This window comes from Microbacterium sp. C7(2022) (genome assembly GCF_028823665.1).
Classification (GTDB): domain Bacteria; phylum Actinomycetota; class Actinomycetes; order Actinomycetales; family Microbacteriaceae; genus Microbacterium.
In genome coordinates this window covers 1-223 of the sequence record NZ_JAPEHV010000100.1, presented here as the reverse complement: position 1 = coordinate 223, position 223 = coordinate 1, and the positions used below count along the sequence as shown (strand labels likewise).

The 223-nt window shown below is 45.3% G+C and carries 1 protein-coding gene; it reads right to left on the bottom strand.

What is annotated here, in order from left to right:
- Nucleotides 1-206, bottom strand: a 206-nt coding sequence (locus ON062_RS13740; RefSeq protein ID WP_274647705.1) for a hypothetical protein, incomplete at its 3' end; no start/stop codon positions are given.
- Nucleotides 207-223: the final 17 nt, after the last annotated feature.

Here is a 223-nt window from a genome sequence, read left to right as displayed (position 1 = left end):
TTCACGAACATTCTATAGTACCCTGCTAAACCCAAGAAGCTCCTAATGTCGGTTGGAGTCAAGGGTCTAGGCCAATTCTTTATCACCTCTGTCTTTTTCGGATCCACTTTGATTCCGTCACCCGAAACCACATGCCCTAGGAAGGCCACTTCCTTTAACCAAAACTCACATTTCTCAAACTTAGCAAATAGCATTTCATCCCTCATGGTCTGCAACACCACCC